This is a genomic window from Bradyrhizobium sp. LTSP857, from assembly GCF_000938285.1.
In the GTDB taxonomy this organism is placed as follows: domain Bacteria; phylum Pseudomonadota; class Alphaproteobacteria; order Rhizobiales; family Xanthobacteraceae; genus Bradyrhizobium.
The window spans coordinates 54665-80049 of sequence record NZ_JYMS01000046.1 but is presented as its reverse complement, the minus strand read 5'-3'; the positions used below and the strand labels follow the sequence as shown (position 1 = coordinate 80049).

Genomic DNA, 25385 nt, shown 5'->3' with positions numbered 1-25385 from the left:
CTCCGCGCGGCGCTTCAACAACCCGCCTATTCCGCCGGCGCAGCCAGCGCGCGGGGCTCGGAGCGCCGCCGCAGGCGGTCGATCAGCAGATAAATCACGGGCGTGGTGTAGAGCGTCAAGATCTGCGAGACGAACAGACCGCCGATGATGGTGATGCCGAGCGGGCGCCGCAGCTCCGTGCCGGGCCCGGTCGCAACGACCAGCGGAATGCCGGCAAACAGCGCCGCCATCGTCGTCATCAGAATTGGACGGAAGCGCGCCTGGCAGGCCTCGAAGATCGCCTCCGCCGAGGACAGGCCGCGCTGGCGTTCGGCATCGAGCGCGAAGTCGACCATCATGATGCCGTTCTTCTTGACGATGCCGATCAACAGAATGATGCCGACGAAGGCGATCACCGTCAGCGGCGTGTTGGTGATTTGCAGCGCAAGCAGCGCCCCGAGGCCGGCGGAGGGCAGCGTCGAGATGATCGTGAGCGGATGGGCGAGGCTCTCATAGAGCACGCCGAGCACGATATACATCGCCACCAGCGCGCCGAGAATGAGCAGCGGCTGACGGCCGCTGGTCTTGGCGAAATCGCCGGCATTGCCGTCGAAGCTGCCGCGAATGCCCTCCGGCATGTGCAGCTCGTCGACAGCGCGCTGGATGTTTTGCGTGGCGGCCTGCAGCGGCACGTCCGGCAGCAGGTTGAACGACACCGTGGTCGAGGGGACCGACTGGGAGTGATAGACCGCGAGCGCTGCGAGGCTGCGCGTCGCATGCACCACGGCCGACAGCGGCACCTGCACGTTGTTGGCGCCGGCAACATAGATTCGATCGAGGTTGGATGGGTCGACCTGGAATTTCGGGTCGATTTCCAGCACGATCATGTACTGGTTGCGCTGGGTGTAGATGATCGAGATCTGCCGCTGCGAGAAGGCGTTGTTCAACGCGTTGTCGATGTCTTGGACCTTGACGCCGAGCATCGCTGCCTTCTGGCGGTCGATGTTCAAAGTAAGTTGAAGCCCGCCGGGATCGCGGTCGCTAGAAATGTCGGTGATGCCTTCGACCGTCTCCATGCGCTTGGCGACGATTGGAGCCCATTTCTGCAACAAGTCGAGATCGGTCGAGGAGAGTGTGTACTGGTAGTCGGAATCGCTCTGCCGTCCGCCGGCGCGCACGTCTTGCGCCGCAAACATGAAGAGGCGGATACCGGGCACGGGAAACAAAGCGCGCCTGAGACGGTCGATCACGACCTGCGTCGAGATGTGGTCGCGCTCCTCCGGCGGCTTGAGCGTGATGAACATCGTGCCGCGGTTCGAGGTCGCAGCGCCCGGGCCCCCGCCTCCGCTGCCGACGGTCGAGCCGATGCCGGCCACGGCCGGATCCTGCATCACGATGTCGGCAAGCCGCTGCTGGAGGCTCAGCATGGACTGGAACGAGATATCGGCCGAGGCGCGCGTCGCGCCGATGACGAAGCCGGAATCGTCGGTCGGGAAATAACCCTTGGGAACCTTGATGTAGAGCACCACCGTGAGGCCGATGGTGGCGAAGAACACCAGCAGCGTCAGCAGCGGAAATTCCAGCACGGTGCGCAAGGTGCGGGCGTAGAAAGCGACGACTCGTGTCAGCGAACCTTCGATAACACGATCGAACAGCGTGGCCGATCCCGACGTGGTCTGCCGGATGTAATGGGCGCAGATCATCGGCGTGACCGTCAGCGACACCAGCGTCGAGACCACGATCGCGAAGGTCAGCGTCAGTGAGAATTCGCGCAGTAGACGCCCGACGATGCCGTCCATGAAGATCAGCGGCGTGAAGGCCGCGATCAGCGACAGGCTGATCGAGACCACGGTGAAGCCGATTTGCTTGGCACCCTCCAGCGCCGCCTCGAACGGCCGCATGCCATGCTCGAGATTGCGGAACATGTTCTCGATCATGACGATGGCGTCGTCGACCACGAAGCCGACCGAGATCGCGAGCGCCATCAGCGACAGATTGTCGATCGAGAAGCCCGCGACCCACATCCCGGCGCAGGTTCCGGCCAGCGCCAGCGGCACCGAAATGCCGGCCGCGATCGTCGGCGTCAAGCGGCGCAGGAACACGAACACCACGACCATCACCAGGATGGCGGTCGCCAGCAGTGTCCACTGCATGTCCATCACGCTGGCGCGGATCGTGGTGGTACGGTCGACCAGGGTGGACACATCGACCCCGGCCGGAATCCACTGCTTCAGATCAGGGATCAGCGCCTTGACTCGGTCGACGGTGTCGATGACGTTGGCATCGCCTTGCTTGGTGATCTGGATCAACACCGCCGGCTGCTTGTTGAACCAGGCAATGGAGCGGGCGTTGCGGACGCCGTCTTCGATGTCAGCGACATCGGACAACCGCACGAAATTGCCGTTCGAGCTCTTGATGACGATGTTGCGGAACTCTGCGGCCGTGCGCATCTGCTTGTTCAGCGACAGCGTCTCGCTCTGGCGCTCGCCGTTGAAGATGCCAACGGGACCGAGCGGGTTGGCGTTGATGATCGCGGTTCGCACGTCGTCGGTGGCAATCCCGGCGTTCGACAGCGCCACGGGGTTGAGCTGGATCCGCACCGCAGGCTGATCGGCACCGCTCACCGTCACATCGCCAACGCCCGGCACCTGCGAGATGCGCTGGGCCAGCACGGTATCGGCGACGTCGTAGATCGCGCTTGCAGACAGCGTTCTCGAGGTCAGCGCCAGCACGAAGACGGGCGCGCCGGCCGAATTGGCCTTGCGGAAGCGCGGCAGCGACGGCAGATCGCTCGGCAGGTCGACCAGCGCGGCGTTGATCGCGGCCTGCACGTCGCGCGCGGCCTTGTCGATGTTGCGGCCGATGTCGAACTGAAGCTGGATGTTGGCCGTGCCGAGCGAAGACGTCGAGGTGATCTGGTTGATGCCTGCGATTTCGCCCAAGCGCCGCTCCAGCGGCGCGGCGACGGTCGCGGCCATCACCGACGGATCGGCGCCCGGTCGGCTTGCTGACACGAAGATGGCGGGGAAGTCGACGTTCGGGACGGAGGCGACCGGCAGGAACTCGTAGGCGACGCCCCCCAACAGGAACAGCCCGATCGACAGCAGCGTGGTCGCGACCGGCCGGCGGATGAAGGGCTCCGAGATCGATGCCATCACTGCATCCCCTCGGTGGCGCCGGCGACCGGCGGGCCTCCGGGCTCTACAGGCGGAAGCGCGTTTTCGAGTCGGCGGTTGATGCGGTCGAGCGCGAGGTAGATCACGGGCGTGGTGTAGAGCGTGAGTAACTGGCTCAGCAGCAGGCCGCCGATGATGGAGATGCCGAGCGGAAAGCGCAGCTCGGCGCCGGTGCCGCTTTCAATCGCGAGCGGCAACGCGCCGAACAGGGCTGCCAAGGTCGTCATCATGATCGGGCGGAAGCGCAACAGGCAGGCCTGCACGATCGCCTCATGCGCCGGCATGCCCTGCTTGCGCTCGGCCTCAAGCGCGAAGTCGATCATCATGATCGCGTTCTTCTTGACGATACCCATCAACAGGATGATGCCGATCAGGCCGATCACCGAGAGGTCCTGCCCGCACAGCATCAGCGCGAGAATCGCGCCGACGCCGGCCGAGGGCAGCGTCGAGAGGATCGTGATCGGGTGGATATAGCTCTCATAGAGCACGCCCAGCACGATGTAGATGGTGATCACGGCGGCGAGCAGCAGCCAGGGCTGGCCGGCCAGCGCCTTGGCGAATTCGGCCGCGTCGCCGGCATAGACTCCGACGATGCTGTTGGGCATGCCGATACTGGTCTCGATCGTCTTGACCGCCTCAACCGCGTCGCCGAGCGCCGCGCCGGGTGCGAGGTTGAAGCTGAGCGAGATCGCCGGGAATTGCGCCTGATGCGAGATCGCGAGCGGCGCCGTGGTGCGCTTCAGCGTCGCCACCGCGTCGAGCGGCACCTGGGCGTTGGGCGCACCGACGACGGAGCTGCTCGCGCCACCCGGCAGATAGAGCTTTGACAGGATCGAGGGATCGCGCTGGTACATCGGCAGCGCCTCCAGCACCACGCGGTACTGGTTGGCCTGGCCGTAGATGGTCGATATCTGGCGCTGCGCAAAGGCGTCGTTCAGCGTGTCGGTGATGGCCTGAAGGTTGACGCCAAGCTGGCCGGCGCGGGTACGATCGACATCGAGCTGCGCTCGCAGGCCCCCCTCCTGCGCCTCGGAAGACACGTCGCGGAACAAGGGATCGTGCCGCATTTCGTCGACGAGCTTCTTCGCCCATTCGGAGACCAGCGCCGCGTCGGTGCCGGTCAGCGTATATTGATATTGCGAGCGGCTCGACTGGGTCGAGATCTGCACGTCCTGCACCGGCTGGAAATAGACGGTCATGCCGGGGATGCCGGCCACCTTCTCCTTCAATCGGTTGATGACCGCGCTGACATCGTCGCGCCGTTCACCGCGAGGCGTCAAGCTCATGACGAGACGCCCGACATTGGTGGTCGGATTGACCGAGCCCGCGCCGATCACCGAGACCACGCCGGTCACATCAGGATCAGCCTTGATGGCGTCGGCGACCTCCGCCTGCCGCTTCTGCATCTCTGCGAAGGAGACGTCGGGCCCCGCCTCCGTCACTGCCGTGATCGAGGCGGTGTCCTGGAGCGGCAGGAAGCCTTTTGGCGCGACGACGTAGAGGACCAGGGTTGCGATCAGCGTGGCGAAGGTCACGACCAGCGTGGTGCGCTGGTGCTGCAAAACCACAAGCAGCGTCCGGTGGTAGAGCTCGACGGTGCGGTCGATGAAGCGGCTGACGGCAGCCAACCCCGGCACCGCGAATTCTTCATGAGTGTGCTTGAGCAGGCGCGAGCACATCATCGGCGTCAGCGTCAGCGAAACCACGGCCGAGGTCACGACCGCGATCGTCAACGTCAGCGCGAATTCGCGGAACATGCGCCCGACAAGGCCGGACATGAACAGCAGCGGGATGAACACCGCGATCAGCGACACCGTCAGCGAGATCACGGTGAATCCGATTTCGCTGGCGCCCTTGAGCGAGGCCTGCATCGCGCTGTCGCCATTCTCCATGTGGCGGACGATGTTCTCGATCATGACGATGGCGTCGTCGACCACGAAGCCCGTGCCGATGGTGAGCGCCATCAATGACAGATTGTCGAGGCTGAAGCCGGCAAAATACATGATGCCGAAGCTCGTGATCAGCGACAGCGGGAGTGCCACCCCGGCGATCAGGGTTGCCCGCAGCGAGCGCAGGAACAACAACACCACCAGCGTCACCAGCACGACGCTGAGGATCAGTGTGAACTGGACGTCATGGACCGAGGCGCGAATGGTGACCGTGCGGTCAGAGACGATGGTCAGGTGCACGCCGGCCGGAATCGCGCGCTGCACTTTTGGGATTTCGGCCCGGATTTGGCTGACGACGTCGATCACATTGGCGCCGGGCTGGCGCTGGATGTCGATGATGACGGCCGGCGTGCCCTGGTACCAGCCGCCGGTGCGGTCGTTCTCGAGGCCATCGACGATCTGCGCGACGTCGCCGATGGTGACCGGCGAGCCGTTGCGATAGGCGATGATGATGGGACGGTAGGCGTCGGCCGCCGCGATCTGGTCATTGGCCGCGATGATGTAGGACTGCTGGGCGCCATCGAGCGAGCCCTTCGGCCCGGACACGTTGGCATTGGAGATCGCCGCGCGCAGATCCTCCATGGCGATGCCGTAGGACGCAAGCCGCGCCAGATCCGCCTGGATGCGCACGGCCGGCTTCAGCCCGCCGAGCACGGAGACGCGTCCCACGCCGGAAATCTGGCTCAGCCGCTGCGCCAACAGCGTATCGGCGATGTCGCTCATCGCCCGCAGCGAGATCGTCTCGGAGCGCAACGCCAAAGTCATCACCGGCGCATCCGCCGGGTTCACCTTGGCGTAGGTCGGCGGATAGGGCAGCGTTTTGGGCAGGACGCCGGCCGCGGCGTTGATCGCGGCCTGCACGTCCTGGGTAGCGCCGTCGATATCGCGATTGAGGTCGAACTGGAGCGATATCTGGCTGACGCCGAACGAGCTCGTCGAGTTCATCGCCGACAGCGACGGGATTTGGCCTAGCTGCCGTTCCAGCGGCGCGGTGATCAGCGAGGCGATCACGTCAGGGCTCGCCCCGGGCAGCTGCGTCGTCACCTGCACGGTCGGGAAGTCGACCTGCGGCAGTGCCGAGACCGGCAGCGCGAAATAGCCGAGCGCGCCGCCGATCAGCAGTGCGATGCCGAGCAGTGAAGTCGCGATTGGCCGGCGAATGAAGGGTTCGGAAACACCCATGGGATACGCCTGCCGCTTAAGCGGCTGTTGTCGGGATCATGGCTGCTTGGCTCCACTTCCCGATTGTTTGGCCCCAGTCTCCTGAGCCGGCGCCGGGCCAGTCTGGCCCTTCTGGTCGCCCTCGCTGCTTTGCCGTTTGGCGCGGCGCTCCTGCCAATCCTTGGCGCCATCTTTCGACGCGCCGTCCTTCTGGCCATCCTTGGCTTGCCCGTCCTTCTGGCCGTCCTTTTTCTGCCCGTCAGGCGCGCGCGTGCGTTTGCGCGGGGCGAGATCGGCGGACGGCGTCTGCTCGTCGCGACCGACAATGACCTTGGAGCCGTCGGACAGATTGGCGAAGCCCGTCGTCACGACCCGGTCGTTCGGCGACAGGCCACTCGCAATCACCGCGTCATGCTCGTTCTGCTGCGTCACCGTCACGGGCTTGGCCGAAACGATGTCGCCCTCTCCGATAACGTAGCTGAAGGTGCCGATCGGACCGCGTTGCACCGCCGATGTCGGCACCACCAGCGCCTGCATGAGCGTCTCGACTTTCAAGCGGACATTGACGAATTGGCCCGGCCAGAGCTGGTACTGAGCGTTGGGGAATTCCGCCTTGAGCTTGAGCGTGCCGGTGGTCTGGTCGACCTGGTTGTCGATGCCAGTCAGCTTGCCGGTGTCGATCACGGTGACACCGTCATTGCCGAACACGTCGACTGCGAGCGAGCCCTTGGCCGCCGCCGCATTGACGCGCATGATCTGCTGCTGCGGCAGGCTGAACCACACCGCGATCGGCTGCAATTGCGTGATCACGACGAGGCCGGTGGTGTCGGCGGCGTGGATGATGTTGCCCTGGTCGACCTGGCGCAGACCCGCGCGGCCCGAGAGCGGCGCCACGATCTTGGTGTAGCTCAACGTCGCCGCCGCATTGTCGATCGAGGCCTGGTCGGCCTTGACCAGCGCCTCGGTCTGCGCGACCAGCGCGCGCTGGGTATCGGCCTGTTGCTTGGAGCCGGCATTGGAGGCGGCGAGTTGCTCGTAGCGCGTCAGGTCGATGCGCTGGTTGGCGAGCTGGGCCTGGTCCTGCGCCTTCTTGGCGACGGCCTGGTCATACGTCGCCTGGTAGAGCGCGGGATCGATCTCGCCGACCACGTCGCCCTTCTTGACGTCCTGTCCTTCGGTAAAATTCACCGCGATCAGCTTGCCGTCGACCTGTGAGCGCACGGTCACGGTGTTGAGCGCGCGGATCGCGCCGACGCCGTCGAGATAGACCGGCACGTCCTGCACCCGGGGCGTTGCCGCCAGCACCGGCACCGGCAAATCGGGGCGCTGGTTGCGGCCGTTGCCTTGCTGCTGCGGCTGCTGATGCATGATGGTCCAGCCGAGATAGCCGAGACCGCCGAGGATCGCGAGCGTGATCAGGGTCATGACGAATCCGCGGCCGCGCGATTTTTTCACCGCCCCCGGCTTCGCATCATCCTTCATATCCGGCTTAAAGAGCATTGACCGGTTTCTCCATTCGCGGCTCCCAGCCGCCGCCGAGCGCCTGATACAGGCTGACGATGGCAAGTAGTCGTGCGAGTTGTGCCTGCGACAGCGCGTCTTCCGCCGTAAACAGGGTCAGTTGCGTGTTGAGCACGGTGACGATGTCGGCCGTGCCGGCGCGCAGCTGCTGCTCCGACAGATCGAAGGCGCGCCGCGAGGCGTTGAGGACATCACGCTGCAATTGCAGCTTGATCGTGGTCTGCTTGATCGAGAATAGCGCATTATCGACGTCGCTGAAGGCCTGGACGATGGTCTTGCGGTAGGTCTGGAGCAACTCCTCCTGCCGCGCCTTGGCATATTCGAAATTGCCGAGGATCTTGCCGCCGTCGAAGATCGGCTGCGTTGCGCTGCCGACCAGCTGGAAGAACGCCGCGTGCGGCTGGAACAGCGAGACCAGCGCCGAGCTCTGATAGCCGCCATTGCCGGTCAGCTGGATGGTCGGGAAGAATTGCGCGCGGGCATTGCCTATATTCGCCGTGGCGGAAGCAAGCTGTGCTTCCTGCCGGCGGATGTCAGGCCGCTGTGTCAGGAGTTCGGACGGCAGGCCGGGCGTCACGCGCGGGATCGCGACCCGGTCCAGCGAGCCGCCGAGCACGCGCACGCTCTCCGGCGGCCGCGACACCAGCACGGCGAGCGCGTTGACGTTCTGGTCGAGCGTCTGGCGCAGCGGCGGCACCAGCGCCTTCTGGTTGGCCAGCACGCTCTCCTGCTGGGCGACGTCGAGGTCGGTGCCGGTGCCGGCCTTGCGCCGCTCCTTGACGGCGTCGAGGATGCGCTGTGCGCTCGCAATGTTGCGCTGTGAGGTCCTGATGCGGTCCTGCGAGGCCAGCACCTGGAAATAGGCGTTGGCGACGCCGGAAAGGGTCGTCAGCGCGACGACGTCGCGATCGAAGCGGTTGGCGTGGGCGGTCTCTTCCGCCGTTTGCAGCGCATCGCGGTTCTGGCCCCAGAAGTCGAGCTGGTAGCTGGCGCTCAGCGACGACGAGTAATTGACGACCTCGCGGCCACCATTGGTCAGGCCGGACGCGCTCGAGCCGGAGGTGCGCGAATAGGTCTCCGATCCGCTCCCCGACAGGCTCGGCAGCAGCGCCGCGCCCGCCTGCCGAGCCTGGGCGTCGGCCTCGACGATGCGCGAGACGGCGGCGGCGATGTCGAGGTTGACGGTCTGCGCCTCTTCCATCAATTGCGTCAGCTCCGTGGAGCGAAAGCCGCGCCACCAATCCGGCGTCGGCGGCGCGTCCGGCTTGCCGGCGTATTTGTACTGCGCGGGAACATCGAGCGCGGGATCGGGAAGGTCCTGGGTCAGGACGCACGCCCCCGAGCTTGCCGCAAGGCACAGCGCGGCGACCCAGCGCCCCGCTCGGGACGCAGAACCAAGGGATTGCCGCATGGCGACCGCCGGAACCCGCTGTGTCACATCCACCCCCTGCCGGGCAGACCGAACCGCCGCCGCGCAGCCGGATTAACCGATTCGCAGCGGGACAGTCGGGGGGCTTTGGGCAACTCGTTCACAGCGGTGATGCTTTCTGCGGAACCTGAAATCTATCCTAGCCGGGTGCGGAACTGCGGGACAGTCCCGCACCTGCGAAAGACACCCCCGAACGCGCTGGCGCCTGGACTTTAAAAATACCAAATGTACCTGTCTTGCAGGGCTTTTTTGAATTCCGGCGCCGTCCAGAAGCGCATTCAAGCTTACCAAGATTTCATGTGATATTGTGGCCACACTGGCAGCAAGACCAGCGAAGGCCACCCGCACTCCACTGAAACCTGCGCCGCAACGCACCGTAGCTTGTCCAGCACGAGGCAGGGACATTTACGCATGCGTATCGCGGTCATCGGGACGGGCATCGCCGGCAATGCGGCGGCCTGGACGCTTTCACAGCGCTATCCGGTGACGGTCTATGACCGCGAGCTCCGCCCCGGCGGCCACAGCCACACCGTTACCATCGACTACCAGGGGACGCCGGTCGCGGTCGACATCGGCTTCATTGTCTACAACGAGCTCAACTATCCGGATCTCACCGCGATGTTCGCGCATCTCGGTGTCGAGACGGTCGCAAGCTGCATGAGCTTTGCCGTGTCCGCCGACGCCGGTCGTTTCGAATGGCGCGGCGGCGGCAATGATTGGTGGGCGATGGCCGCGGGCCTGTTTGCCCAGCCCGGCAACCTGCTCTCCCCGTCTTACCTGCGGATGGTCACAGGCATCCTCAAATTCGGCCGACAGAGCGTCGACGACCTCCGCAACGGCCGTCTCGCCGGACTGACGCTTGGAGACTATTTCCGGAAACGCCAATTCTCGCAGCGCCTGCTCGCTGACTATCTCGCACCGATGGGCGCGGCGATCTGGTCCGCCCCCGCAAGCGAGATGCTCGACTTCCCGGCCGAAAATTTCATCGCCTTCTTCGACAACCATCGCCTGCTGAATTACGACCGGCCCGTCTGGCGCACGGTCAAGGGCGGCAGCCAGCGCTACGTCGAGCAGCTCCAGGCCTCGTTCAAGGATACCATTCGGCTCGGCTGCGCCGTCACATCGATCGGGCGCACAGCGCACGGCGTCGTCGTTCACGACAGCCGCGGCCAGCACGAGACTTACGATCACGTCGTGATCGCGGCTCATAGCGACCAGGCGCTTGCGATGCTGTCCGACGCAGACCCACGCGAGCGCGACATCCTCGGCGCCATCGGCTATGCCCCCAACAAGGTGTATCTGCATCGCGACGTCAGGCTGATGCCAAAGCGGTGGCGGGCCTGGGCGTCGTGGAATTTCCTGCGCTGGCAGCGCGAGGGACGCGCCGTGAACGATGTCGCCGTGACCTACTGGATGAACCGGCTCCAGGGCATCGATCCCGACAAGCCGCTGTTCGTCAGCCTCAACCCGCCCTTCGAGCCTGCGCCTGAACTCACCTTCGGCCAATATCTCTGCGAGCATCCGCAGTATAATGCTGCTGCCTTTGCCGCACAGAAACGACTGGGCGATATCCAGGGGCAGCGGTACACCTGGTTCTGCGGCGCCTGGACCGGCTATGGCTTTCACGAAGACGGCCTGCGCTCCGGCCTTGCCGTCGCCGAGGCGCTCGGCGCCGTCGCGCCGTGGCGCGAGGCGCCGGTCGAGCTGGCGGAGGCCGCGGAGTAGCGCGATGGTGACGACAGCTCTGCCCGCAACCGATCCCGCCTCGCTCTATCTCGGCGACGTCATGCATGCGCGACTGAAGCCGATGGGCCATCGCTTCAGCTACCGCGTCATGAGCCTGCTGATCGATCTCGACCGGCTCGGCGAAGCCGACCGGCAATCGCCACTGTTCGGCGTCAACCGCGCCGCACTCTACAGTTTTCACGAGACCGACCACGGCGCGCGCGACGGCTCATCCCTGAAGGCCTACGCCGAGCGCTGTGCCGCCGCGCACGATATCGACCTCAGCGGCGGCCGCGTCGAGCTGCTCTGCTATCCCCGCCTGCTCGGCTACGGCTTCAATCCGCTTGCGGTCTATTTCTGCTATCACGCCTGCGGCGCGCTGGCGCTGGTGATCTACGAAGTCCGCAACACTTTCGGCGAGGTCCATCCTTACGTCCTGCCGGTGAAACCGGGCGAATGGAGCGATGCGGGCCTGCGACAGCAGCAGGACAAGCTGTTCTACGTCTCGCCCTTCCTGCCGATGGCGATGCGCTATCATTTCCGCGTCCTGCCGCCGTCGGAGACGGTCAAGCTGCGCATCCTTGAGACCGACCGCGACGGCCCGCTGCTCGCGGCGACCTTCAACGGCCGCCGCCGGGCGCTGACCTCGCGTGCCCTGCTGCGATCGTTCTTCGGCCTGCCGCTGGTGAGCTTCAAGGTGATGGCGGCGATCCATTGGGAAGCGCTGCGGCTCTGGCTGAAGGGCGCGCGGCTGGTGCCACGACCTGATGTCGCGGGGACGCTTCGCGCCGAAACCACCTTGGCGGCCGGCAAAACGCCCACATATATTATCCGTCGCTGACCGTATGCGGGGCGTGCTCGGATCTGGCGAAATGGAGAGTTGGGCGCGCTTGGCTCACGGTCGGACTGGACCAGTTCAGGTGATGGATCCGCCGATGCCGCACACCATCTCGGTGACGCCCGAAAATGTGGAAACAGCGTTCGCTGACCTGCCGCGTCTCGTCCGCCTTGCGATCGCCTTCGGCTCACGGCTGAGGCGCGGCACTCTGCACGTCACTCTGCCGGACGGTCGCATGATCAGGCTCGGCGGGCAGGAGCCGGGCCCGAACGCGGTAATGCGGCTGCACAATTACAGCTTCGCCTCGCGCCTGATCAACGGCGGCGATATCGGGATTGCAGAAGCCTATCTTGCGGGCGACTGGGACACGCCGGACCTGACGCAGTTCTTGTACCTGTTCTGCGTCAACCACGACCTGATCCAAACCATGCTGCGCGACAAGCCGCTGATGCGCTTCTTCCAGGTCGTGCAGCACTGGTTCAACCGCAACACCCGCCGCCAGGCCCGGCGCAACATCCACGCCCATTACGACATCGGCAATGCGTTCTACGCGGCCTGGCTAGATCCCAGCATGACCTATTCCTCGGCGCTGTTCGAGGAATCCACCACCGACCTTACGGCGGCACAAGCCAACAAGTATCGCCGGCTCGCCGAGGCGCTCGACCTGAAGCCGGGCCAGACGCTGCTCGAGATCGGCTGCGGCTGGGGCGGCTTCGCCGAATTCGCCGCCAAGACTTTTGGCGCGCGCGTCGTGGGTTTGACCATCTCGACCGAACAGCGCGATTTCGCGCGCAAGCGCATCCACGAGGCGGGCCTGTCCGAGCAGGTCGAGATCCGGCTCCAGGATTATCGCGACGAGCGCGACCGCTACGACCGGATTGCCTCGATCGAGATGATCGAGGCGGTCGGCGAGCAGTTCTGGCCGCGATATTTCGCACAGTTGCGTGACCGGCTGCTGCCGGGCGGGCTTGCCGGCATCCAGGCCATCACCATCCAGGACAGGCTGTTCCAGAGCTACCGGCGCGAGGTCGACTTCATCCAGCGCTACGTCTTTCCCGGCGGCATGCTGCCTTCGCCCGCCGTGCTGAAGTCGCTCGGCGACCGGTTCGGCGTCCCCGTCATCCGCGAGCGCATCTTTGGGCAAGATTATGCCAAGACGCTTGCCACCTGGCGAAATAACTTCCGTAACGCTTGGCCGGGCCTCGTCCCGCTCGGCTTTGACGACCGGTTTCGGCGGCTGTGGGAGTACTATCTCGCCTATTGCGAGGCCGGATTCCTGTCCGGGAATATCGACGTCCGGCAGGTCATCTTCGCAAAGCAGCAATAAGAGTTTACGGGGGCGGCTTGCAAGGGGTCGCTTGTAAGGTCGGCGACCCTACTTTAGGGTCGGCGCCCACGTCATAACCAGCCGGTAATTGCCTGACATGACCATCAAAAACGACGTTGTCGAAGCCATCGGCAACACCCCGCTGATCAAGCTGAAGCGCGCCTCGGAATTGACCGGCTGCACCATTTTCGGCAAGGCCGAGTTCATGAATCCCGGCCAGTCGGTGAAGGACCGCGCCGGCAAATGGATGATTTTGGAAGCCGAGAAGCGCGGCGAGTTGAAGTCGGGCGGGCTGGTTGTGGAATCGACCGCCGGCAACACCGGCATCGGGCTTGCGGTGGTGGCGAGCGCGCGTGGCTACCGCACGCTGATCGTGATCCCGGAGACGCAGAGCCAGGAGAAGAAGGATTTTCTGAAGCTGTGCGGCGCCGAGCTGATCGAAGTGCCGGCGTTGCCTTTCGCCAACCCCAACAACTACCAGCATGTCGGCCGCAGACTTGCGGACGAGCTGCGCAAGAGCGAGCCTAACGGCGTGCTGTTTGCCGATCAGTGGAACAATCTCGACAACGCCAAGGCGCACTACGAATCGACCGGCCCAGAGATCTGGGAGCAGACCGGTGGCAAGATCGACGGCTTCGTCAGCGCTGTCGGCAGCGGCGGCACGCTCGCCGGCATCAGCCGCTTTCTGAAGGAGAAGAACAAGGACATCCGCGTCGCCTGTGCCGATCCACAGGGTTTCGGCATGTACGAGTATTTCCGCAATGGCGAGGCCAAGGTGACGCCGGGCGACTCCATTACCGAGGGCATTGGGCTTAGCCGCGTCACCGCCATCGTCGAGAGCGCCAAGGTCGACGATGCCTTCGTGATTCCGGACGAGGACGCCGTGACGCTGATTTATGAGCTGCTTCAGCACGAAGGCCTGTGCCTCGGCGGCTCGACCGGGATCAACATCGCGGGCGCCATGCGCCTCGCCAAGCAGCTCGGGCCGGGCAAGACGATCGTCACCGTGCTCTGCGATTCCGGCAGCCGCTATCAATCAAAGCTGTTCAACGCCGACTTCATGCGCGCCAAGAACTTGCCGGTGCCGGAATGGCTGGAGAAGCGCAGCAACATCAAGCCGCCCTACGTCTAGGCCTCAGACGGCTAACTCCAGGTCGGACGCGGCGTCCCCTGCGACACGCGCGCCAGACGTGCGCCCGAGAGCGACGGGTTGGTGGCGCTCCGGTTCGGCTGGCGGGGACTGCCGTAAGAGCCTTCGCTGTCGGCACTCGGCCAGAACGTAAGCGCAAGCATCAGCGCGAGGTTGACCAGCCCGCCGACAACCGTGCCCTGGTGCTCTTGCCCGATCGCCCAGGCCGGAAACCGCCCTGCGACGACGTAATCGACGATCATGAGTGCGAACCAGGCCGGGATGACGCAGACCGGATCCCAGCCGATGTCGCGGATGCGCATCGATTGCAGCGTGAAGGTCGCGAGTCCGAAGAGGACAATCGCACCGATGATGGCCCAGTTCGTCATGAGATCTTCCGGCCGGATCATGCTGGGCGAAGTGGTGCGCAGCACGGCCATCGCGATCGCAAAGCAGATCGCGGTCATCACGATCGCAAGCGCGACCGAGGCCAGGAAGAAATGCAAGCGCCCGAGGCGGGCATTGAGACCGAACACGAAACCGAGCATTGACGCATCCCCTTTTGCGGCACATGCACAGAAAGAGCTTTCGGACGCGTAAAGCGGCGGGGTGTCGCAAGCGGCATGGTTTTTAGCCCGCGACGAAATTGCGTAAAATTTTAAGCTTCGGCGCCCTCGCCGTTCTTCGAGGCCGAGGCACAATAGTCGCGCCAGAACTGGCGATAGCCCGCCTCGACCCTGCCCGCGTAGATCTCGACATTGCCGGCGGGTGAACTTGCGATTTGAGCCGGCAAATCCGCCCGCAACTTCGCCAGATAATCCGGCTGCGCTGCATACTTGCAAGCGATCGCGGCATAGCCTTGGTCGTCGTCTGCGACCCAATCATTGAGGCCGACGGCCGCCACGATCGAGCCACCGGCGCGCGACGACGACGCGTTGCCGAGCTTGGCAACGACGGGAACGCCGGCATAGAGGGATTCCCAGGTGCTGATGCCGCCATTTTGCGGGAATGGATCGAGCGAAATGTCGACCTGCGCAAAGGCCCGGAGATGCTCGTGGCGCGGGGTCAGGCCCTGGCAGGTGATATTCGCTTCGGGAATACCGTGCGCCACAAATCGCGCGAGGAGCCGCTCGCGCACCAGGGGATCGTCAAGCAGGGTATGCTTGATGATGATCCTCGATCCCGTCACCTCGCGCATCACTTTTGACCACACGCCGATGGCCTCGTCCGAGATCTTGTTGATGCGGTTGAACACGCCGAAGGTCACATAACCGTTGCGGAGCATCGGAAGCTCCGAAGGCGGCACATCCAGGATCGGATCGAGCGTGTTCAGGCACGGCAGATCATAGACTTTTTCGGCGAGCAAATGCCGCGCCGATTCCGGAATGAAGATTGGATCCGCAAGCACGTAGTCCATGGTCTGAAGGCCCGTACCGGACGCATGTCCGAAGCCTGAGACCTGGATGGGGGCCGGCTTGCGTGCGAAGACAGAGAGCCTGTTGCCGGTGGTATGCCCGGACACGTCGATCAGGATATCGACCTTGTCGGCCTGAATACGATCGGCCAGCTCGTCGTCCGAAAGCTGCCAGGCGTCGACCCAGACGTCCGCCAACTGCTTGAATCTGGCGGTCACCTCATCCTGTGTCGGCGAGCACGAATAGCAGACGATTTCGAATTTGGCGCGATCATGATGGCGCAGTACCGGCAACAGCGCGAACGCCGCCGAATGGTACCAGAACTCGGCAGACACATAACCGATCACGATCCGCCGATCCGGATCAAGCTGCCTGGGTGAAAGCTTCCTCTGCGGCAACTTGGCGCCGATCGCTTCCCACCAATGTTTTCGCGCTGCCTGCTGGACCGCGAAATCGGCGTCGGAAAGAAAGTCCAGAAAGAAGATCTTTCGCCCGATCAAGCCTGCATCCGGCGCAATGGCCAGCGCAGCGTCGAGCAGTTCGATCGCCGATGCGATCTCTCCCTGGTTTGCAAAACAGGCGCTCAGCAGCGCCATCGCCATCGCGGAGCGCGGATTTTCCTCGAGCAAGGTGGTGCAGGCCAGGATTGCCTGCGCCGTATTCCCCATGTCGAGCGAGACCTGCGCCTTCCCTTGCAAGGCCACCTCGAGCCTGGGCGAAAGCGCAAGCGCTGCATCAAAATCCGCCGCCGCCTGTTCCGACCGCGACAGCTCAAGATTGACCCGTCCACGGTTCGCCAGGATCTTCGCCGAACCAGGCCTGATCGCGAGCGCCGCTTCGAGCGCGGCTTTAGCCTCGTCGTAGTTCTTGAGCTCAATATTGACTAAGCCTTTGCCGACCAGCGCCTCCACGTGTTGCGGCTGAAACAACAAAGTACGCTCGAAACTCTGTCTGGCGCGGTCAAGCTGGCGCAGTGCCAGCTCCGCCAAGCCACGATTGCATAGCGCATCGACATAGTCGGGCTTCAGCCTGATAGCGCGATCGTACAGTTCGATGGCTTGCTCGACGCAACTCAGATGCAGCAACGCATTGCCGAGGTTGGCCAAGGCCACCGGGAAACTCGGCTTCAATGCGATGGCCCGCTCCAGATACGTGCGCGCTTCCTCATACTGCCCAAGTGCGAAATGCGTCGCTCCCAAATCGGAAAGGGCGTGTGCCGAGCGCGGGTCGACGGTCACGGCATGCTTGAGAGCCTGTCTTGCTTCCTCCAAGTGCCGACACGCAAACGCGCACAGTCCAAGCAGATGCAAAGCGCCGAAATGCTCCGGAAGCTCTTTCAGGATCTGACGGCAGAGCGCCTCCGTCTCCGCATATCGGCCCTGATCATGGGCTGCGACCGCGGCGGTGAGGATGGCGTCCGCCTGCTTCTTGAATTTCTTCTGCAATCGCGCGTTCTGAAACGCGCGCGCGCCGGCGCTGCTCTGCAAGGTCGCTCTCCGAAGGATGGCCCACGACGAGTCTAACTGATTCGCAAGCCTGGCCGGCCGATCGGCGCGCCTCCGGGATGCCGCGGGAATCAGGCGCAGCCTTGTAGGGTGGGCAAAGCGTAGCGTGCCCACCATGTCTCCGCGAGATCGCCAAGGGATGGTGGGCACGGCGCAAGGGCGCCTTTGCCCACCCTACGAAATCTGCGAAATCAGCGCAGGATCTGGCTCAGGAACAGCTTCGAGCGCGCGTGCTGCGGGTTGGCGAAGAATTCGTTCGGCGTGTTGGCTTCGATGATCTGGCCGGCGTCCATGAACACCACGCGGTTCGCGACCTCCTTCGCAAAGCCCATCTCGTGGGTCACGACCAGCATGGTCATGCCCTCCTTGGCGAGGTCGACCATGGTGTCGAGGACCTCCTTGACCATCTCGGGGTCGAGCGCCGAGGTCGGCTCATCGAACAGCATCACCTTCGGGTTCATGGTCAGGGCGCGGGCGATCGCGACGCGCTGCTGCTGGCCGCCGGACATCTGGCCCGGAAACTTGTTGGCCTGGTGCGGGATCTTGACCCGCTCCAGAAATTTCATCGCGGTCGCTTCGGCGTCCTTCTTGGGGATGTTGCGGACCCAGATCGGCGCCAGCGTGCAATTGTCCAGCACCGTCAGATGCGGAAACAGATTAAAGCTCTGGAACACCATGCCGACTTCGCGACGCACCGCGTCGACATGCTTGAGGTTCGGCCCGAGCTCGATGCCATCGACGACGATCTCGCCCTCCTGGAATTCCTCCAGCGCATTGATGCAGCGGATCAGGGTCGATTTGCCCGAGCCCGAGGGGCCGCAGATCACGATGCGCTCGCCCTTCTCGACCTCCAGGTCGATGTCGCGCAGCACGTGAAACTCGCCGTACCATTTGTTGAGGCCGGAAATGTTGACGATCGGTTTGGCTGACATGGCGAGCTCGATCAGTTGCGGCGGTGGGCGTTGAGACGGCGCTCGACGAAGAGCGAGTAACGCGACATTCCAAAGCAGAACAGGAAGTAGATGATGCCGGCGAAGGCGAAGCCGGTGAACGCCGTCGACGGCGTCGACCATTTCGGGTCGGAGAATGACGCCCGCAGCGAGCCCAACAGGTCGAACAGCGCCACGATCGACACAAGTGAGGTGTCCTTGAACAGCGAGATGAAGCTGTTGACGAGGTTCGGTATGACGTGGCGCAGTGCCTGCGGCAGCACAATCAGCGACGTCGTCTTCCACCAGGACAGCCCCAGGGCCGCCGCCGCCTCGCCCTGCCCACGCGGGATCGCAGCGAGCCCGCCACGGACGTTCTCGGCCTGGTAGGCGCCGGTGAACAGCGCAATGCCGACCAGCGCGCGCACGAGACCATCGACGGAAAAATTGCCCGGCAGGAACAGCGGCAGCATGTAGGTGGCGAAGAACAGCACGGTGATCAGCGGCACGCCGCGCCAGAACTCGATGAAGGCGATCGAGAAGATCCGGATCAACGGGATAGAAGCGCGACGGCCAAGCGCCAGCGCAATCCCGATCGGCAGCGAGGTGACGATGCCGGTGACGGAGACCACCAGCGTTACCAAGAGGCCGCCCCACAGATTCGTGGCGACGATCGGCAGGCCGCCGTGATCCAGGTCCATCAGCTTGATGACGATTGCGATCGCGATGAAAGTGGCGATGCTCGATGCGAGAGCGCGCCCGCCGCCGCGGACGCCGCCTCCGAGAAAGAAGACGATCAGCGAGACAAAGGCGGTGGTGATGGCGAAATCGACCCAGATCGACTGGCCCGTCCCCTGGATATGATCGCGCAGCCAGGTCAGCGGGAAGATCAGCCAATGGATCGCGGTGCCGACCAGAACAACGAGGTTGCCGACGACCCAGAGCAGCGGCGCGATGGCTGACGTCTTGCTGAGACTGAGCAGGACCTGCCCGGCGCTGCTGATGCTGTCGTCGAACAATTCCAGTGCGCTGGCCGTCCAGCTCAGGCCGAAGCCTTTGATGCCGCCGCCATGTAACAGGAAGAACGCCACCACCGGGAAGGCGAAGAAGAACAGGCCGGCGTTGAGCCCCTTCGCCGGCAGGCGCGGAATCAGCAGCGGCAGCAGCAGAACCACCGCCAGGATGAGCGCGAGATTGACCCGCCAGCGCTCGGCCTCCGGATAGAAGCCATAAATCAGTTGCGGCAGCTTGGCCTGGATGTAGGGCCAGCAGGCGCCGACCGTAAACCCGGCGTTCTCAGCGAGGCAGGCGGTGCGGTCCGTCCCGGTCCAGACCGCATCAACGATCAGGAACCTGACGGACGGAATGATGGTGAACCAGAGCAGCAAGGCGCCCAGGATCGTCAGCAGGATGTTGGTCGGCGAATTGAACAGCCGGGTGCGCAGCAGACCGATGAAGCCTGTGGTCTTCACCGGTGCGGGACGTTCGGCGACGATGTCCGCACGGACGAAGGATGACGCGGTGATGTCGGTCATGCGCCGAGGCTCCGGCTGATGCGCCACCCGTAGATGCTCATGACGCCGCTGGTGATGAGCGAGATCAGGAGGTAGACGCCCATCGTCATGGCGATGATCTCGATCGCCTGCCCGGTCTGGCTCAGCGACGTGCCGGCGAAGACCGACACCAGGTCAGGATAGCCGATCGCGACCGCCAGCGAGGAGTTCTTGGTGAGGTTCAGGTACTGGTTGGTTAGCGGCGGTACGATCACGCGCATCGCCTGCGGCACGACGATCAGCCGCAGCGTGGTGCCGCGGCTCAGGCCCAGCGACGATCCCGCCTCCATCTGTCCGCTGTGGACGGACAGGATGCCGGCGCGCACGATCTCGGCGATGAAGGCGGCAGTATAGGTCGATAGCGCCAGCGTCAGCGCCACGAACTCCGGAATGACCCGCGACCCGCCGGCGAAATTGAAGCCCTTGAGCTGCGGAAATTCGAAGATGAAGGGCAGACCGAACACGAGCATCGTGACCAGCGGCAAACCGATGACGAACGTCAGCACATAGGGCCAGATGCGGATCAACCGGCCGCTCTGGAACAGGGCGCGTCGCGCATAGAAGCGAAGCGCCAGCGACGCGACAATGCCAAGGCCAAGCATCGCCAGAAACGGACCGAGGCCAGGCTCTCCCACCGGGGACGGGACGATCAGGCCGCGGTTGTTGATAAAGGCCACACCGAAGAGCGAAATGCTCTGTCGCGGATTGGGCAGCGCCGCGAGCACCGCCAGATACCAGAACAGGATCTGGAACAAGAGCGGAAGGTTGCGGATGAGCTCGACGTAGATCTCGCCGATGCGCGACAATAGCCAATTGGGCGACAGCCGGCACAGCGCGATGATGAAACCGATCACGGTGGCGAAGACAATGCCCACCACCGAGACCACGAGCGTGTTCAGAATCCCGACCACAAATACACGGAAGAACGTGTCCGAGCCGGTGTAGGAGATCAGGGTCTGATTGACGTCAAACCCTGCATTGTTCCTGAGGAAACCGAAGCCGGCGGCGATGTGCTGGTTTTCGAGGTTGGCGCGGGCGTTGGAGATGATCTCGTAGGCGATCCAGCCCAGGACCGCCGCGAAGGCAAACTGGACGGCGACGCCGTTCCAGCCTGCCTTGCCACCCAAGAGCCGCCTGATCTTCAGCGCGATCTGGAGCGGCGGTTTACGGGCCTCTGTACTCATTTGCCGCTGGCCTGCAGATCAAGCGGGATCAGCGGATCGGCGGCGCGTACTGAAGACCACCCTTATTCCAGAGATTGTTGAGACCGCGATTGATGCCGAGCGGCGAGCCCGCACCGACGTTGCGATCGAACACCTCATTGTAATTGCCGACGGCCTTCACGATCCGGATCACCCAGTCCTTGGTCAGGCCGAGCTGTTCACCGAAATTGCCATCGCTGCCGAGAACGCGCTTGAGCTCCGGGTTTTCCAGTTTGGCCTTCTCGTCGACATTCTTCGAGGTCACGCCGAGCTCTTCGGCGGTGATCATTGCAAACAGCGTCCACTTCACGATGTCGAACCACTGGTCATCGCCGTGGCGCACCATCGGTCCGAGCGGCTCCTTCGAGATAATCTCCGGGAGAACCATGTGATCGTTGGGATTGGCAAGCTTCAGGCGGTTGGCGTAGAGGCCCGACTGGTCCGTGGTGAAGACGTCGCAACGCCCGGCCTCATAGGCCTTGACGGTTTCGTCGTTGGTGCCGAACGCGATCACCTCGTACTTCATGTTGTTGGCCTTGAAGTAGTCGGCGAGATTCTGCTCGGTGGTGGTTCCAGTCTGCACACAGACCGAGGCGCTGTTCAGCTCCAGCGCCGAATTGACCTTAAGCGACTTCTTCACCAGGAAGCCCTGCCCGTCATAATAGGTTACGCCGGTGAAGTTGGCGCCGAGCGAGGTGTCGCGCGAGAGGGTCCAGGTGGTGTTGCGCGAGAGCAGATCGATCTCGCCGGACTGCAGCGCCGTGAAGCGGTCCTTGGCGGAGGTCGGCACGAATTTGACCTTGGTCGGGTCGTTGAAGATCGCGGCAGCAATGGCGCGGCAGACATCGACGTCGAGCCCGGTCCAGTTGCCCTTGTCGTCGGGCGAGGAGAAGCCAGGCAGGCCCTGGCTGACGCCGCAGGCCAGGACGCCCCGGTCCTTGACGGTCTTGAGCGTTTGCGCGTCGGCGGCTTGGGCAGAGAGGCCGGCGGCGAGAGCGAGAGTGAGAGCCAGGGTTACGCGTTTCATGGGTTGAAGGCCTTTCAAAGTCGTCTCAAGGTCAGGAATGTTGTCTCAGGATCGTCTCTGCCAGGGCAAATCCTACTAAGGCTTGCCTTGCAAGAGTCATGCTGGAAACCTTGCCGAACACCCGCCCATCCCTTGAGGCCATACCTTAATCCCCGCCGCGGGCGCCCGCCGTGATGGCTGTGGCGCAAGGTCCGGTCAGACGATGGATCGAAGGTCGCGGCAGGCCCCTCAACATGCGGCGACTGAATAGCACCTGCGCATCACAGAACGACTGGCGAGCCGGGTCAAGGGGTTGACGGGACTCTTCTGTGTTCTGTTATTAACATCTGCGGCCTCCGGCCGGCCCGCCGGCGCAATTGGCGCCCGGGGGAAACGCGCTTTTGAAAGCAGACGCATGGATTCCTCGCACCCCTCCGAACAGCACGCCGAGACCCGGCTGGTCACCTCCGGCCGCGACACCAAGGCGCAGAAGGGGTTCGTCAATCCGCCGGTGTTCCACGGCTCGACCGTGCTCTACCCGACCGCCGAGGACCTGCATGCCCATCGCGGCGAGTTCACGTATGGCCGCCACGGCAGCCCCACCACGCGGGCGTTCCAGGACACGCTGATGGCGCTGGAGGGGCCGCAATGCGCCGGCGTCGGCATCGTGCCGTCGGGGCTGTCGGCGATCTCGACCACCCTGCTTTCGGTGCTGAAGGCCGGCGACCATCTGCTGGTCTGTGACAACGTCTATCGGCCCTCGCGCAATTTCTGCAACGGCCTGCTCACCCGCTTCGGCGTCGAAACCAGCTATTTCGATCCGATGATCGGCGCAGGCATCGAAAAGCTGTTCAAGCCCAACACCCGCGCAGTGCTGGTCGAGGCGCCGGGCTCGCAATCGTTCGAGATGCCCGACATTCGCACTATTGCCGAGGTCGCGCATGCGCGTGACGCGCTCGTGATCGACGACAACACCTGGGCGACGCCGCTCTATCACCGCTCGCTCGAACAGGGCGTTGACATCAGCATGATGGCTGCCACCAAATATATCGGCGGCCATTCCGACATCATGTTCGGCACGATCTCGGCCAACGCCAGGGCCTGGCCCCAGATTGCCGAAGGCATCCGCCAGCTCGGCGTCTGCGCCGGCCCCGACGACGTCTTCCTCGCGCTGCGCGGCCTGCGCACGCTGTCTGTGCGGCTCGCGCAGCATCATCGCTCCGGTCTCGACATGGCGCGCTGGCTCGCTGCCAGGCCCGAGGTCGCGCGCGTGCTGCATCCGGCGCTGGAGACCGATCCGGGCCACGCGATCTGGAAGCGCGACTTCACGGGCGCCTCGGGCCTGTTCAGCATCGTGCTGAAGCCGGCGCCGCAGAAGGCGGTCGACACCATGCTCAACACACTCAAGCTGTTCGGCATGGGCTTCTCCTGGGGTGGTTTCGAGAGCCTGGCGATTCCCTTCGATTGCGACGACTATCGCACCGCGACCAAGTGGGCGCCGGGTGGTCCGACACTGCGTCTGCATATCGGGCTCGAGAGTGTCGACGATCTGAAGGCGGATCTCGATCGCGGCTTTGCTGCGTTGAAGGCCGCATCGAATTCCTGACCCGGATCCGTCTGTAACGATCCGGCTGCTATCGACGGCTCGCCGGGCTTGACGTATAAGCCGATGGCTATTGCGTCTTGGCCATACGGATTGCCGACTGACGATGGATTCGAAAGCATGACCGCCCGGGTCGACCGCCGTCTGGCAGCAATCCTTGCCGCCGACGTCGCCGGCTATAGCCGCCTGATGGGCGAGGACGAGGAAGGCACGCTCGCACGGCTGAAGAGCTGCCGTCAGGTGCTGGTCGATCCCAAGATTGCCGAACACCGCGGACGGATCGTGAAGACGACCGGTGACGGCATGCTGGTCGAGTTCGGCAGCGCAGTCGATGCTGTCCGTTGCGCGGTCGAAGTCCAGCGGGCCATGGCCAGCGCCTTCGTCGACACGCCCGCCGAAAAGCAAATCCAGTTCCGGATTGGCATTCACGTCGGCGACATCATCATCGACAGCGACGATATCTTTGGCGACGGCGTCAACATCGCGGCGCGCCTGGAGGGGATTGCCGAGCCCGGCGGCATTTGCATCTCGGACGATGCCTATCGCCAGATCAGGGGCAAGACCGAAATCGCCTATGACGACATGGGCCAGCAGTCGCTCAAGAACATTTCCGAGCCGATGCGGGCGTGGCGAGCGCGCCCCGCAGCGGGAGCTACGTCCGCGACGAGGTCGCCCGATCGACCGGCCGCACTGGTGCTGCCTGAGAAACCCTCGATTGCAGTCCTGCCCTTCACCAACATGAGCGGCGATCCGGAGCAGGAATATTTCGCTGACGGCGTGGTCGAAGACATCATCACGGCCCTGTCGCGCATGACCTGGCTGTTCGTTATCGCGCGCAATTCGAGCTTCACCTACAAGGGCAAGGCTGTCGACATCAAGCAGGTCGGGCGCGAGCTCGGCGTCCGCTACGTGCTGGAAGGCAGCGTGCGCAAAGCCGGCAACAAGGTGCGCATTACCGGACAGCTGATCGACGCCTCGAACGGCGCGCATTTGTGGGCAGACCGGTTCGACGGCGCGCTTGAAGACGTGTTCGAGCTCCAGGACGAAGTGACGACCAGCGTGATCGGCGCGATCGCGCCGAAGCTCGAGCAGGCCGAGATCGAGCGCGCCAAGCACAAGCCGACCGACAAGCTCGCAGCCTACGACTATTACCTGCATGGCATGGCAAACATCTATCAGGGGACGAAAGACGCCAACGTCGAAGCTCTCCAGAACTTCCAGCGTGCCACGGAGATCGATCCCAACTTCGCGACCGCCCATGGCATGAGCGCGTATTGCTATGTGTGGCGCAAGGCGAATGGCTGGGTCGCTGATACCAGACAGGAAACTGCCGCCGCGGAAGTCGCAGCACGGAAGGCCGCCAGGCTCGGTCTCGACGACGCAATCGCGCTCGCCCAGGCGGGCTTCGCCCTGGCATTCGTCGCTGCCAATCTCGACGATGGCGCCGCGCTCATCGATCGGGCCCTGAACCTCAACCCCAATCTCGCGGCGGCCTGGCGTTTCAGCGGGTACGTCCGGGCGTTTCTCGGCGACCCCGACCTTGCCATCGAGCATCTCCAGCGCGCGATACGGCTGAGCCCGCTCGATCCCCTCATCTTCATCGTCCAGAACGGGATCGTGCTGGCCCACTTCTTTGCCGGGCGTTACGAAGAGGCGCTGGACTGGGCTCAGCGCGCGCTTCGGCAGAACCCGAACTACGCCGCAGCGTTGATCATGGCGGCAGTCAGCGGCGCACTAGCCGGACGCAACGAGGACCGGGACAAAGCCGTCGCCCGCCTGCGCGAGCTCGACCCACAGGTCCGGATCGCCAATTTCGCAAACGTATGGCCTTTGCGACGCGCCGGGGACCTTGCCGCCTTCGAAGAAGGCCTACGTCTGACGGGTCTGCCTTCATAACCGGCAAGCATGCCTCCGGCACGGGCACGCGGAAACTTCTTC

16 protein-coding genes are annotated in these 25385 nt (G+C 64.0%); 6 read left to right on the top strand and 10 right to left on the bottom strand.

The window, feature by feature from the left end; genetic code table 11:
• Positions 1-26: 26 nt before the first annotated feature.
• The 4 genes from UP06_RS29795 to UP06_RS29780 are packed head-to-tail and all read right to left on the bottom strand — an operon-like array spanning position 27 to position 9197.
• Positions 27-3134 carry an efflux RND transporter permease subunit gene (locus UP06_RS29795; RefSeq protein WP_045007267.1) on the bottom strand — a complete coding sequence of 1036 codons (3108 nt, stop codon included), beginning with the start codon at positions 3132-3134 and terminating at the stop codon, positions 27-29.
• Positions 3134-6286, bottom strand: coding sequence for an efflux RND transporter permease subunit (locus tag UP06_RS29790; RefSeq protein ID WP_045007266.1), 3153 nt, complete (start codon positions 6284-6286; stop codon positions 3134-3136). The genes UP06_RS29795 and UP06_RS29790 overlap by 1 nt, the downstream gene beginning before the upstream one ends.
• Before the next feature lie 36 nt (positions 6287-6322).
• Positions 6323-7765 (bottom strand): efflux RND transporter periplasmic adaptor subunit, encoded by a 1443-nt coding sequence (locus UP06_RS29785; protein WP_045007265.1) that lies wholly within the window; start codon positions 7763-7765, stop codon positions 6323-6325.
• On the bottom strand, positions 7755-9197 hold the full coding sequence (locus tag UP06_RS29780) for an efflux transporter outer membrane subunit (protein ID WP_245305595.1): 1443 nt from the start codon (positions 9195-9197) through the stop codon (positions 7755-7757). The genes UP06_RS29785 and UP06_RS29780 overlap by 11 nt, the downstream gene beginning before the upstream one ends.
• A 429-nt stretch (positions 9198-9626) precedes the next feature.
• On the opposite strand from UP06_RS29780, the gene UP06_RS29775 reads away from it, so the two are divergent.
• The 4 genes from UP06_RS29775 to UP06_RS29760 all read left to right on the top strand — a co-directional run bounded on the left by UP06_RS29775 (position 9627) and on the right by UP06_RS29760 (position 14237).
• On the top strand, positions 9627-10940 hold the full coding sequence (locus UP06_RS29775; RefSeq protein ID WP_045007264.1) for an NAD(P)/FAD-dependent oxidoreductase: 1314 nt from the start codon (positions 9627-9629) through the stop codon (positions 10938-10940).
• A gap of 4 nt (positions 10941-10944) precedes the next feature.
• Positions 10945-11781 (top strand): DUF1365 domain-containing protein, encoded by an 837-nt coding sequence (locus tag UP06_RS29770; RefSeq protein WP_045007263.1) that lies wholly within the window; start codon positions 10945-10947, stop codon positions 11779-11781.
• 94 nt (positions 11782-11875) lie between these two features.
• On the top strand, positions 11876-13105 hold the full coding sequence (locus UP06_RS29765) for an SAM-dependent methyltransferase (protein WP_045007608.1): 1230 nt from the start codon (positions 11876-11878) through the stop codon (positions 13103-13105).
• Between the two features lie 97 nt (positions 13106-13202).
• Entirely contained in the window at positions 13203-14237 is a 1035-nt protein-coding gene (locus tag UP06_RS29760) for a cysteine synthase A (RefSeq protein WP_045007262.1), read from the top strand.
• A gap of 11 nt (positions 14238-14248) precedes the next feature.
• Here the strand turns inward: UP06_RS29760 and UP06_RS29755 are convergent, their stop codons facing one another.
• The 6 genes from UP06_RS29755 to UP06_RS29730 all read right to left on the bottom strand — a co-directional run bounded on the left by UP06_RS29755 (position 14249) and on the right by UP06_RS29730 (position 21865).
• Positions 14249-14782: a DUF805 domain-containing protein gene (locus UP06_RS29755; RefSeq protein ID WP_045007261.1), complete on the bottom strand. Its 534-nt coding sequence runs from the start codon at positions 14780-14782 to the stop codon at positions 14249-14251.
• Positions 14783-14892: 110 nt separating this feature from the next.
• Complete coding sequence (locus UP06_RS29750; protein WP_045007260.1) at positions 14893-17136, bottom strand: O-linked N-acetylglucosamine transferase, SPINDLY family protein; 2244 nt, start codon at positions 17134-17136, stop codon at positions 14893-14895.
• A 209-nt stretch (positions 17137-17345) separates the two neighbouring features.
• Entirely contained in the window at positions 17346-18086 is a 741-nt protein-coding gene (locus UP06_RS29745) for an amino acid ABC transporter ATP-binding protein (protein ID WP_045007259.1), read from the bottom strand.
• Positions 18087-18097: 11 nt separating this feature from the next.
• Complete coding sequence (locus tag UP06_RS29740) at positions 18098-19618, bottom strand: amino acid ABC transporter permease (protein WP_045007258.1); 1521 nt, start codon at positions 19616-19618, stop codon at positions 18098-18100.
• On the bottom strand, positions 19615-20820 hold the full coding sequence (locus tag UP06_RS29735) for an amino acid ABC transporter permease (protein WP_045007257.1): 1206 nt from the start codon (positions 20818-20820) through the stop codon (positions 19615-19617). The genes UP06_RS29740 and UP06_RS29735 overlap by 4 nt, the downstream gene beginning before the upstream one ends.
• 28 nt (positions 20821-20848) lie before the next feature.
• Entirely contained in the window at positions 20849-21865 is a 1017-nt protein-coding gene (locus tag UP06_RS29730; protein ID WP_045007256.1) for an amino acid ABC transporter substrate-binding protein, read from the bottom strand.
• 394 nt (positions 21866-22259) lie between these two features.
• On the opposite strand from UP06_RS29730, the gene metC reads away from it, so the two are divergent.
• A complete protein-coding gene (gene metC, locus UP06_RS29725) occupies positions 22260-23450 on the top strand; it encodes a cystathionine beta-lyase (protein ID WP_045007255.1) in 1191 nt (396 codons plus the stop codon).
• Between the two features lie 117 nt (positions 23451-23567).
• On the top strand, positions 23568-25343 hold the full coding sequence (locus UP06_RS29720) for an adenylate/guanylate cyclase domain-containing protein (RefSeq protein WP_045007254.1): 1776 nt from the start codon (positions 23568-23570) through the stop codon (positions 25341-25343).
• Positions 25344-25385: the final 42 nt, after the last annotated feature.

Excerpts from the sequence above, each read along its gene's own strand:
- UP06_RS29760 (WP_045007262.1), top strand. The coding sequence starts at position 13,203 with ATGACCATCAAAAACGACGTTGTCGAAGCCATCGGCAACACCCCGCTG.
- UP06_RS29720 (WP_045007254.1), top strand. The coding sequence starts at position 23,568 with ATGACCGCCCGGGTCGACCGCCGTCTGGCAGCAATCCTTGCCGCCGAC.
- UP06_RS29755 (WP_045007261.1), bottom strand. The coding sequence starts at position 14,782 with ATGCTCGGTTTCGTGTTCGGTCTCAATGCCCGCCTCGGGCGCTTGCAT.
- UP06_RS29740 (WP_045007258.1), bottom strand. The coding sequence starts at position 19,618 with ATGACCGACATCACCGCGTCATCCTTCGTCCGTGCGGACATCGTCGCC.
- UP06_RS29745 (WP_045007259.1), bottom strand. The coding sequence starts at position 18,086 with ATGTCAGCCAAACCGATCGTCAACATTTCCGGCCTCAACAAATGGTAC.
- UP06_RS29770 (WP_045007263.1), top strand. The coding sequence starts at position 10,945 with ATGGTGACGACAGCTCTGCCCGCAACCGATCCCGCCTCGCTCTATCTC.
- UP06_RS29735 (WP_045007257.1), bottom strand. The coding sequence starts at position 20,820 with ATGAGTACAGAGGCCCGTAAACCGCCGCTCCAGATCGCGCTGAAGATC.
- UP06_RS29780 (WP_245305595.1), bottom strand. The coding sequence starts at position 9,197 with ATGCGGCAATCCCTTGGTTCTGCGTCCCGAGCGGGGCGCTGGGTCGCC.
- UP06_RS29765 (WP_045007608.1), top strand. The coding sequence starts at position 11,876 with ATGCCGCACACCATCTCGGTGACGCCCGAAAATGTGGAAACAGCGTTC.
- metC (WP_045007255.1), top strand. The coding sequence starts at position 22,260 with ATGGATTCCTCGCACCCCTCCGAACAGCACGCCGAGACCCGGCTGGTC.
- UP06_RS29785 (WP_045007265.1), bottom strand. The coding sequence starts at position 7,765 with ATGCTCTTTAAGCCGGATATGAAGGATGATGCGAAGCCGGGGGCGGTG.
- UP06_RS29775 (WP_045007264.1), top strand. The coding sequence starts at position 9,627 with ATGCGTATCGCGGTCATCGGGACGGGCATCGCCGGCAATGCGGCGGCC.
- UP06_RS29790 (WP_045007266.1), bottom strand. The coding sequence starts at position 6,286 with ATGGGTGTTTCCGAACCCTTCATTCGCCGGCCAATCGCGACTTCACTG.
- UP06_RS29730 (WP_045007256.1), bottom strand. The coding sequence starts at position 21,865 with ATGAAACGCGTAACCCTGGCTCTCACTCTCGCTCTCGCCGCCGGCCTC.
- UP06_RS29795 (WP_045007267.1), bottom strand. The coding sequence starts at position 3,134 with ATGGCATCGATCTCGGAGCCCTTCATCCGCCGGCCGGTCGCGACCACG.